At 75.7% G+C, this 9,777-nt stretch carries 9 protein-coding genes; 7 read left to right on the top strand and 2 right to left on the bottom strand.

Annotation, left to right across the window (positions count from 1 at the left end):
- The first annotated feature begins 7 nt into the window (after positions 1-7).
- The 4 genes from ACRYM2_RS14645 to ACRYM2_RS14660 all read left to right on the top strand — a co-directional run bounded on the left by ACRYM2_RS14645 (position 8) and on the right by ACRYM2_RS14660 (position 3,982).
- Positions 8-1,054 carry a GlxA family transcriptional regulator gene (locus ACRYM2_RS14645; protein ID WP_432523139.1) on the top strand — a complete coding sequence of 349 codons (1,047 nt, stop codon included), beginning with the start codon at positions 8-10 and terminating at the stop codon, positions 1,052-1,054.
- 62 nt (positions 1,055-1,116) lie between these two features.
- A complete protein-coding gene (locus tag ACRYM2_RS14650; protein ID WP_432523140.1) occupies positions 1,117-1,473 on the top strand; it encodes a hypothetical protein in 357 nt (118 codons plus the stop codon).
- A gap of 86 nt (positions 1,474-1,559) precedes the next feature.
- A complete protein-coding gene (locus tag ACRYM2_RS14655) occupies positions 1,560-2,636 on the top strand; it encodes a glycosyltransferase (RefSeq protein ID WP_432523141.1) in 1,077 nt (358 codons plus the stop codon).
- The gene (locus tag ACRYM2_RS14660; RefSeq protein ID WP_432523142.1) at positions 2,633-3,982 is read left to right on the top strand and encodes a hypothetical protein; all 1,350 of its coding nucleotides are present in this window, start codon (positions 2,633-2,635) and stop codon (positions 3,980-3,982) included. Before ACRYM2_RS14655 ends, ACRYM2_RS14660 begins: the two co-directional genes overlap by 4 nt.
- Here ACRYM2_RS14660 and ACRYM2_RS14665 read toward each other — a convergent pair.
- Positions 3,890-5,020, bottom strand: a complete 1,131-nt coding sequence (locus tag ACRYM2_RS14665; RefSeq protein WP_432523143.1) for a heparan-alpha-glucosaminide N-acetyltransferase — start codon at positions 5,018-5,020, stop codon at positions 3,890-3,892. The two genes, ACRYM2_RS14660 and ACRYM2_RS14665, sit on opposite strands and share 93 nt — an antisense overlap.
- A gap of 40 nt (positions 5,021-5,060) precedes the next feature.
- A complete protein-coding gene (locus tag ACRYM2_RS14670; protein ID WP_432523144.1) occupies positions 5,061-7,280 on the bottom strand; it encodes a cell wall-binding repeat-containing protein in 2,220 nt (739 codons plus the stop codon).
- A gap of 199 nt (positions 7,281-7,479) precedes the next feature.
- On the opposite strand from ACRYM2_RS14670, the gene ACRYM2_RS14675 reads away from it, so the two are divergent.
- The 3 genes from ACRYM2_RS14675 to fmdA are packed head-to-tail and all read left to right on the top strand — an operon-like array spanning position 7,480 to position 9,737.
- On the top strand, positions 7,480-7,767 hold the full coding sequence (locus ACRYM2_RS14675) for an FmdB family zinc ribbon protein (RefSeq protein ID WP_432523145.1): 288 nt from the start codon (positions 7,480-7,482) through the stop codon (positions 7,765-7,767).
- Between the two features lie 14 nt (positions 7,768-7,781).
- Positions 7,782-8,429 (top strand): AmiS/UreI family transporter, encoded by a 648-nt coding sequence (locus ACRYM2_RS14680; protein ID WP_432523146.1) that lies wholly within the window; start codon positions 7,782-7,784, stop codon positions 8,427-8,429.
- A 54-nt stretch (positions 8,430-8,483) separates the two neighbouring features.
- A complete protein-coding gene (gene fmdA, locus ACRYM2_RS14685) occupies positions 8,484-9,737 on the top strand; it encodes a formamidase (protein ID WP_432523147.1) in 1,254 nt (417 codons plus the stop codon).
- The last annotated feature ends 40 nt before the right edge of the window (positions 9,738-9,777 follow it).

The following is a 9,777-nucleotide window of genomic DNA, read 5'->3' on the forward strand; positions in this document are numbered from 1 at the left end:
GAGACCCGTGCGCCCGGGCAGACGACCCCCGACGAGTCGCGGCCGCGACAAGCACGTCATCGCGCTGCTGGTGCTGCCGGACACCGTGGCGCTGGAACTGGCCGTGGCGCAGCAGGTGTTCGGCCGGCGCATGCCGTCGCTGGCCGCGGTGACCGGCGACGTGGAGACGCCCTACGAGGTCGTGCTCGTCGGCGAGGCGGAACGGCACGTGCTGCCCACGGGGATCGACCCCGGCCCGCTGGCCCCCCTGGAGACCACGCTGAGCGCGGACACCGTCATGGTCCCCGGGCTGGAGGAACCGCTGGCCGAGCGCTCGGAGCGGCTGTGCGCCGCGGTGCACGGCGCGCGGGAGGCCGGCGCCCGCATGGTCTCCTTCTGCGGCGGCGCGTTCGTGCTCGGCAGGGCCGGGGTGCTCGACGGCAGGACGGCCACCACGCACTGGCTGCTGTCGGAGGAGTTCCGCGCCGCGTTCCCGCGGGCCCGGCTGGCCGCGGAGAACCTGTGGGTCGACGACGGACCGGTGCACACCTCCGGCGGGATCCTGTCGGCCACCGACCTGGCCCTGCACATCCTCGCCCTGGACCTCGGCAGCGCCTACGCCAACGACTTCGGCCGCATCCTCGTCAGCGCCCCGCACCGGCCCGGCGGGCAGTCGCAGTTCGTCAAGGGCTCGCTGCGCGCCGACGAGCGCACCGGGGTCGAACCGCTGCTGACGTGGATCCGGCAGAACATCGCCGAACCCCACACGCTGGCCTCGCTGGCCCGCCACGAGCACGTCAGCGAACGGCACCTGGTGCGCCGCTTCCGCGCCGCCACCGGCATGAGCGTCTTCGACTGGATCACCGCCGAGCGCGTCGACCGGGCCAAGGTGCTGCTGGAGACCACCGACTTCCCGGTCGCGCAGGTCGCCGCCATGGTCGGTCTGGGCAGCAGCGAGAGCCTGCGCCGCAGCTTCAGCCGCCTCGTCGGCACGACGGCCGCCGCCTACCGGGCGGCGTTCCGGGCACAGCCCGCCCCCGCTCCCCGGCGCGCGGCGGCACCCGTCCTGGTGTGAGGCGGGCGTCCACCTGGGTGAGGGCTGGTCAACGGCGCCACCGGGCGCACCGATGACACGGCATGGACCGACCTCCCGAGCGCGCGCACCGCGTGCACGACGCGGGCATCTGGCCCGGGGAGCTGGTCGAGGAGATCGCCGAGGAGCGGCCGCGCCCCGCGTCCCCGCCCGCCTCGCGCAGCGCCGCGCCCGCCGGTAGCCGCTCGTCCGCCCGCGCCGCGCGTCCGGCGCCCGCCGCCGCCCGCTCGCAGGAGGCGCCGTCCCTGGCGCGCTACCTCGGCGCCGCGGTCGTCCTGGCCGTCGTCGTCGCGGCCGTGGCCACGGGGGTGCAGTCCGCGGCCCGGGCCCGCACCTCCCCGTCCACGGCCTGTGCGCAGGTGGCCGCGGAGCGGCCCGGCGACGGCCGCCCGCCCTGCTGACGACCCGCTGACGCCCCCACTGACGACCCGGGCTCCCGGCGAGCGCCTGCACGGGCTGCGGCGGTGCCCGCCCTAGGCTCGTCCCCATGCCGGTCGAGCACACGGGTCCCCCTCCCGCGCAGGGTCAGGTCGGCGGCCGGGTCGCCGTCATCGTGCCCTGCCTGGACGAGGAGGCCGCCGTCGGCAAGGTCGTCGACGACCTGCGCGCGGCGCTGCCCACCGCCGTCGTCCACGTCTACGACAACGGCAGCACCGACCGCACCGCCGAGGTCGCCGCCCGGCACGGGGCGGTGGTGCGCTTCGAGCCGCGCCCGGGCAAGGGCAACGTCATCCGGCGCGCCTTCGCCGACGTCGAGGCCGACATCTACGTCGTCGTGGACGGCGACGACACCTACGACGCCTCGGTGGCCGGCGACCTCGTGCGCCTGCTGGTGGCCGAGGGCCTCGACCACGTCGTCGGGGTGCGCCGGCCCAGCAGCCTCACCGCCTACCGGCGCGGGCACGCGGCGGGCAACCGCGCGCTGAACTCGGTCGTCTCCACGGTGTTCGGGACGCCGGTGACGGACATGCTCAGCGGCTACCGCGTCATGTCGCGGCGGTTCGTGAAGTCGTTCCCGGCGATCTCCCGCGGCTTCGAGGTGGAGACGGAGCTCACCGTGCACGCGGTGAACCTGCGGGTGCCGCAGCGGGAGGTGCCGGTGGGCTTCCGCGACCGCGCGGAGGGTTCGGAGAGCAAGCTGCGCACCTACCGCGACGGTTTCGCGATCCTCGGCTGGATCGCGCGCCTGGCGCGCTTCGAGCGGCCGCTGCTCGTGCACGCCCTCCTCGGCGGCCTCGTGGCGCTGGTGGCGCTGGTGCTCGGCGTGCCGGTGGTCGTGGAGTTCGCGCGCACGGGGCTGGTGCCGAAGTTCCCCACCGCGATCCTCGCCTCTGCGCTGATGATGATCGCGGTGCTCGTCGCGGCGGTCGGGGTCATCCTCGACGCCGTGCACCGGGCCTCCGACGAGGCCTCGCGCCTGTCGTACCTGCAGCACCCGGGCCCGCACGGGCTCGACCTGCGCACCCGCCCCGCGGAGGCGGACGAGCGGGCGCACCCCTGGGCGCAACCCCGGCCGGAACCGTGGACGGAACCCCGGACGGAACCCCGGACGGGCCGGCGGTGAGGGGCGTCCTGCGGTTCGCGGCGAAGGCGCTCGCCGCCCTCGTCGTCCTGCAGCTGGTGCTCCTCGGGCTGCTCGTGGCCGCCCAGGCGGTGCCCAACGAGCCGATCGTGCGGCACCTGGCGCAGGCCGTGGACAGCGGCGACTACGGCGCCCCCTACGCCCCCGACCGCGTCGGCGGCAGCGCGGACCGCTTCACCGAGTGCGTCGTCCTCGGCTACGGCGTCAGCTCCGCCGACGACGAGCGCAGCCTGTGGTTCCGCGCCACCGGCGGACCGCGGCTGTCCTCCTGCGAGGACGGGGTGGGCGAGATCCGCGCGCTCGCCGCCGGTGGGTCCGTGATCCCCCCGGCGACGTACTTCCGCTACTGGAGCGGGTACTCGGTGCTGACCCGGCCGGTGCTGGCGCTGACGGACGTGCCGGGGTTGCGGCTGGTCGTGAGCGCCGTGTTCGCGCTGGCGGTGCTCACCGCCTTCCTGGCGCTGGTGCGCCGCGCGGGGGCCCCGGCCGCGTTCGCGCTGCTGGTGCCGGTGGCCGCGGCGACGAACGCGCTGGCGATGCCCGCGGAGGCGTTCAGCCACGGCATCGCCCTGGCGGCGGTGGCGGCCGGGGTCGCGCTGACCGCGGTGGGCGCCTCGCACGGCTGGCGCGGCGCGGCGCTGGCGGCGGCGGGTTCGGCGGCGCTGTTCTGCTACGTCGACCTGCTCACGGTGCCGCCGATGGCCTGGGCGCTGTGCGCGGCCAGCGCCGGGGCGGTGGCCGCCCGCCGGCGCGCCGGTCTGGCGCCGGTGCTGCGCACGACGCTGGCCACGGGCGCCGCCTGGCCGTTCGCGTTCGCCTTCACCTGGGTCTCGCGGTGGGTGATCGCGGCGCTCGTGCAGGGGCCGGGGATCTTCGCGAAGGTGCAGGAGGTCAGCCGGTTCCGCCTCGACGGCGGGGACGTCTCGCAGGAGTTCGGCGCCGGCCTGGTCGCCAACTGGCGCTGGTGGGCCGAGCACACCGCCACCCTGGTCCCGGTGCTCGCGCTCGCCGCCGCCGTCGTCATGGTCGCCCTGGTGGTGACGGTGCGCCGCCACGGCCCGCGCGGGCTGCTGCGCACCGCGGTCCTGGCCGCGCCCGCGCTGGTGGTGCCCGCCTGGTACTGCGTGCTGAGCAACCACTCGCAGATCCACGCGTTCTTCACCTACCGCAGCCTGGCCGCCGCCGTGGGCGTGCTGGTGCTGGCCGCCGTGGTCCCCGCCTCCCGCACCCGCCTCTCAGGGGCGCAGGTACACGCGGAACCGGTGCAGGAGCGCGGCCAGGGCGGTCCACGCCAGGACCGCGACCGCGGTGGTCTGCCACTGCGCTGACTGCAGGCGGGCGAGCACGTCCGGCCCTGCGCGGTGAAGCACCAGGGCCGTGACGACGTGCGAGCCGAAGTAGACGAGCAGGCTGTTGCGGCCCAGCGCCTCCAGCGGCCACACCGCCCGCCGCAGCAGCGCCGGGGTGCGGCGCGCGTCCAGCAGCAGGTGCCCGGCGAGCAGCACCACCGCGACCCCGGCCGCGACGGCCAGCGCGAACGGCGGCGTCCACAACCGCTTCATCGCCGGCACCTCGTGCCCGGTGAGCAGCCCGGGGACGACCGCCGTCAGCCACGCCAGCAGCGCGAAGGCCGCGGCCGCGGCGAGGACGGGCAGGACGGCGGCGCGGACCCCCCGCCCGCGCGAGCGCGCCGACAGCAGCAGGTGCCCGACGCACGCCCCCGCCGCCGCGCTGACGCACGCGCCGAGGACCGACGGCAACCCCTCCGGGTCGTGCCCGGGTTCCCCGCCGCCGTAGACGTGCGCGGCGCCGAACACCGCCGGGTCGACGACGCCCGAGGGGTTGCACGCCCGCGTCAGCTCCCCGCCCGGGCAGGTCGTCGCGAACACCGCCAGCACGCTCGTCCATACCAGCGCGAGCACGAGCGTGACCGCGAACCACCCGCGCGCCGAGCGGGTCAGCAGGTGCCCGAGGGCGATGACGAGGACCACCCCCGCGTACAGCTGCAGCACCCCCGGGAAGCGCCACGTCGCCACGCTCCACTCGTTCGCGACGAGCGCGTTGTAGACCAGCCCGGCGGCCAGCAGCACGACGATGCGCCGGGCCAGCCCGCCGACCTCGGTGCGCCGGTGCATCGCGAACCCCAGCCCGCAGCCGGTGAGGGTGACGAAGACGGGGAACACCAGGTCGAGGCCGTGCACGCCCTCCCACTCGGCGTGCTCGAACCACAGCGGCGTCACGATCAGGCTGTTGACGGCGACGCTCACCACGAGCATGAGCCCGCGCACGACGTCGAGGCTGGTGATGCGCCCGCCGGTGCGTGCGGGTGCGCTGGGCGCGGTGGTCTGGTCGGCCGGCGTCGTCACCGCTCCACTGTGCCACCGCAGTTAGACGCACCGTGGTCAGTCAGCGGATGGGGGTGTACGCGCCGATCGCGGGCAGGACCGGGGTGACGTCGCGGTGGGAGAACTGCACCGGCCAGTACGAGCGGGTGGTGAAGCGCCTGCCCACCACGGCGGGCAGCGCCGGTCCCGAGCGGTAGGCGACGCGCAGCACCCGGTCGCCCGAACCCGGGAGCAGCGTGAGGGAGACGCTGTTCCCGGCCGCGGGGTCGTCGACGTACACGACCCCGTCGATCTCGATGCGGTTGCCCGCGACCGGCGCCGCGATCGGCTCGCTGAACGTGACGTCGATCCAGTCGCCCACCGCGCCGAACGCGCCGTCCGCCGTCGCGTCGTCGTGGAACAGCGGACCGACCCGCACGGCGGGAGCCACGACGACGGGGGCCGAGGACGCGGCGATCGGCAGCGCCGGGACGTCGGCGGCGGTGAAGCCGGAGCCCGCGGTGAGGCGGGCGGTGCGCAGGTGCATGTCGGCGGTCGGTTGCGCGCTGAGGTAGACCACCCGCACGGTGGTGGCGGAGGTCTGCTCCAGCCGGACGTCCACGCCGCCGGTGAAGGTGCGGTCCACCGTCGCCGGGGCACCGGGTGCGCCCAGGGTGACGACCGCACCGGCGCTCACCGCGACGGGCCGGTCGAAGACGAGCTCGAACCAGTCGCCGGTGCGGCTCTGGGTCGCAGGCGCGGAGAACGTGCGGTCCGCGCCGTCGTCGACGCGGAAGACCGCGGAGACCAGGCGGGGCGGCGTGCGGACCGTCACCGCGACGGTCCGCGAGGTGCTGTTGCCCGCCGCGTCGACCGCCGTCACGGTCACCTCGTAGCTCCCGGCCGCCAGGCCCGCGACGTCGAACCCGTACCCGCCCGAGACCAGCGTCGGGGCCACGTCGACGTCCCCGCCGACCGGGGACCCGCCCCGCGAGAGCGCGTAGGACAGTCCGGTGACGGCGGTGTCGTCGGAGGCGGTGCCGTCGACGCGCACGGTCTCGCCCTCGCCGACAGCGGCGCGGGCCGCGACGGCCGTCAGCGCCGGGGCAGTGGTGTCCGCGACCGGCTGCACCGGGACCACCGGCACGGGCACCGGGACCACCGGCGCGACGGGTGCGGGCTCCTCGGTCGGCGCGGTGCTCCCGGTCTCGCGGGCCACCTGCTCCACGGCGGCCGGGCCGACCGCCTCGCGGGCGCCGAAGACGACGGCCCGGCCGGTGAGGGCGCTCGCGTGCTCGTGCAGGAAGGCGCGGGTGGTGGCGCCGAGGTCGTCGGTGGAGGCGGCCAGCAGCAGCGGCGCACCCGTGCCCGCCAGGGCCGGGCCGGCGGTCAGCGCGTCGGCCAGGTCCCCGCCGTCGGAACCGCCGACACCCGCGGCGAGGCCGACGTCGGTGCCGCGGAAACCGCCCTGCGCCACGGCGAACCGCGCGATGCGCACGGCGGTCTCGAACCGGTCCGCCCCGCCGAGGCGCTCGTCGGCGCCCAGCGCGGCCGCCGTCGCCTCGGGCAGCACGGCGGTCCCGCCGAGCACGACGACCCGGGAACCCGGGTGCGCGGCGAGGTGGGCGAGAGCGGCCGGGGACGCCTCGTCGCGCCCGGTGAGCAGGACGGGCCAGCCGCGGGCGGCGGCCACCGGGGAGACCGCGGCCGCGTCGGCGGCGCCGGCCGCCACGAGGACCGTGCCCGGGTTCGCGGGGAGCGCCTGCACCACCTGCGCGGCGAGGGCGGCGGCCGTCGCGTAGCGGTCCGCACCGGCGACGCGGTCGACGCCGAACCCGGCGGCCGTCAACTGCCGCACGACGGCGGGGCCGACGACCGCCTCCCCACCGGTGACGACGACGCGCCGCGCACCCAGCCGGTGCAGTTCCGCGAGGGTCGCGGCGGGCACCGCGTCGCGGCCGGTGAGCAGCACGGGTGCGTGGTTCACCCCGGCCAGCGGTGCGGCCGCGAGCGCGTCGACGCTCGAGGCGCCGGCCGCGAGGACGACGGTGCCCACCGACCCCGCGGGGAAGAACCGCTGCGCGGCGTGGACGGCGGTCTCGTAGCGGTCGTCGCCGGGGACGCGGACGATCGTCAGGCCCGCCGCGGCCTGCGCGGGTGCGGGCAGGTGCAGCCCGGCGCCCGCGATGCCGACGAGCGCCGCGACCCCGAGCCCGACCGGTCGCCCGCCCCGCCGGCCACCCCGCCGCCTGCCCCGCCCTGCGGCGCTGCCCATGCCGTTCTCCCGTTCCGTGGTCCTCACGGAGGAACGGCAGAGGTGGTTCACCCCTTGACGAACGCGGGCCGCGCGCCACCCGGACGGCTCCGCGCGGTCACCGGAACGCAGCAGCCCGCGGCTGCGGCCGACCCTTGACCCGACCGTGGCGCAGGGACATGCTGACGCGCACGTGGCCCCCGAGCGCACGAGACCGCAGGACCTCGCACGACGACGTGGAGGGACGATGGCGCTGTACCAGTACGTGTGCGACGACGACGGCCCGTTCGAGGCCAGCAGCCCGATCGGCACCGCGGCCCCGCGGCGCTCGTGCCCGGCCTGCTCCGGTGAGGCGCGGCGCGTCTTCACCGCTCCGATGCTCTCCCGCGCCTCGCGCCCGGCGGTGGCGGCCATCGAGCGCGCGGAGCGCTCGGCGCACGAACCGGAGGTCGTGACCTCGCTGCCGCCGGCCGGGCGGCGGCGCCCGGCCGGCGGGCAGCTCTCACCGGCTCAGCGGCGGCTGCCGAGGCCCTGAGGGAGGAGGAGCTCATGGGGAACGTCGGGTTGCTCTACGTGGGTGCCGTCCTGTTCCTCAACGGCATGATGCTGCTGGGCCGGGTGGACGGGCGGGCCGCGGCTCCGCTGAACGTCTTCGTCGGCGTGCTGCAGGTCGTCACCCCCACCTACCTGATCTTCACCGCCGGCGGGGACCCGGACACGATCCTCGGCGCCTCCGGGTTGTACCTGTTCGGCTTCACCTACCTCTACGTGGCCTTCAACCAGCTGCTGGGCCTCGACGGCAGCGGCCTGGGGTGGTTCTCCCTGTTCGTGGCCGCGTGCGCGCTGGTCTACTCCGGGCTGAACTTCGTGCGCTTCGACGACCCCGCGTTCGGGGTGGTCTGGCTGTACTGGGCCTTCCTGTGGGGGTTGTTCTTCGTCCTGCTCGGCCTGCGCCGGGAGGGCCTGACCCGCTACACCGGCGCCGTGGCCGCCGTGCAGGGCATCGTCACCGGCGCCGTCCCCGCGTTCCTGCTGCTCACGGGGAACTGGCAGCCGAACGTCACCGCCCTGGCCATCGTCCTCGCCGTCTTCGGCGCGGTGGTCTTCGGTGCGCTCTACCCCCGGCTCACCGGTTCCCCGCCCGGCCACGACGCCCCGCCGCGGGCGCGGGCGGCCGGCGGGGCCCCGCCGGCCTGACCTGCTCGCTGGACCGATGGACCGATCGACCCGTCAACCGATGGAGGAGAACCGATGCCCGAGGTGGTCTTCCCGCTGGACTCGACGAAGAGGTTCACCGAGCAGGAGAAGCTCGGGCACAACCGCTGGCACCCCGACATCCCCGCGCAGGTGCACGTGCGGCCCGACAGCACCTTCCGGGTGCACTGCCGGGAGTGGTTCGACGGGGCCATCCACAACGACGACTCCGCCGACGACGTCCGCGACGCGCCGCTGTCCACCGTCCACGTCCTCAGCGGGCCCATCGCCGTGGAGGGCGCGCAGCCCGGCGACCTGCTCGTGGTCGACATCGTCGACGTGGGACCGATCCCGCAGGAGGACTCCGGCCCGCTGGCCGGCCAGGGCTGGGGCTACACCGGCATCTTCGCGACGCAGAACGGCGGCGGTTTCCTCACCGAGCAGTTCCCCGACGCCTACAAGGTGATCTGGGACTTCCGCGGCCAGACCGCGACCTCCCGGCACGTGCCCGGCGTCTCCTTCACCGGCATCGTGCACCCCGGGCTCATGGGGACCGCCCCCTCCCACGAGCTGCTGGCGCGCTGGAACGCCCGCGAGGGTGCGCTCATCGCGACCGACCCCGACCGGGTGCCGCCGCTGGCGCTGCCGCCGCTGCCGCAGGACGCCATCCTCGGCGGCCTGACCGGTGACGCCTTCGAGCGCGCGGCGGCCGAGGCCGCCCGCACCGCGCCGCCGCGGGAGAACGGCGGGAACCAGGACATCAAGAACCTCACGAAGGGCAGCCGCGTCTTCTACCCCGTCTTCGTCGACGGGGCGAACCTGTCGGTGGGCGACCTGCACTTCTCCCAGGGCGACGGGGAGATCACCTTCTGCGGCGCCATCGAGATGGGCGGTTTCATCGACCTGCACGTCGACCTCATCAAGGGCGGGATGCAGACCTACGGCGTCTCCGAGAACGCGATCTTCATGCCGGGCAACACCGACCCGCAGTACAGCCAGTGGCTGGCGTTTTCCGGCACCTCGGTGACCCTCGACGGCGAGCAGCGCTACCTGGACTCCCACCTCTCCTACCAGCGGGCCTGCCTGCATGCGATCGACTACCTGACGACGTTCGGCTGGACCCCCGAACAGGCCTACATGATCCTCGGCGCCGCCCCCATCGAGGGCCGGCTGTCCGGGGTGGTGGACATCCCCAACTCCTGCTCGACGGTGTACCTGCCGACGGCCATCTTCGACATCGACGTGCGACCGTCCGCGAACGGGCCGGCGAGGATCGACCCCGGGATGGGGGTGCCGCGCTCGGGGTTCTGAGGGGGCGCCCGGGTGGCTGCGCCGCGTCCGCGGACGCGGC

The organism is Kineococcus aridisoli (assembly GCF_050871885.1).
GTDB lineage: Bacteria > Actinomycetota > Actinomycetes > Actinomycetales > Kineococcaceae > Kineococcus.

Bases quoted from the DNA above. Each gene is read 5' to 3' on its own strand.
- ACRYM2_RS14650 (WP_432523140.1), top strand. From the start codon at position 1,117: ATGGACCGACCTCCCGAGCGCGCGCACCGCGTGCACGACGCGGGCATC.
- ACRYM2_RS14655 (WP_432523141.1), top strand. From the start codon at position 1,560: ATGCCGGTCGAGCACACGGGTCCCCCTCCCGCGCAGGGTCAGGTCGGC.
- ACRYM2_RS14675 (WP_432523145.1), top strand. From the start codon at position 7,480: ATGGCGCTGTACCAGTACGTGTGCGACGACGACGGCCCGTTCGAGGCC.
- ACRYM2_RS14680 (WP_432523146.1), top strand. From the start codon at position 7,782: ATGGGGAACGTCGGGTTGCTCTACGTGGGTGCCGTCCTGTTCCTCAAC.
- fmdA (WP_432523147.1), top strand. From the start codon at position 8,484: ATGCCCGAGGTGGTCTTCCCGCTGGACTCGACGAAGAGGTTCACCGAG.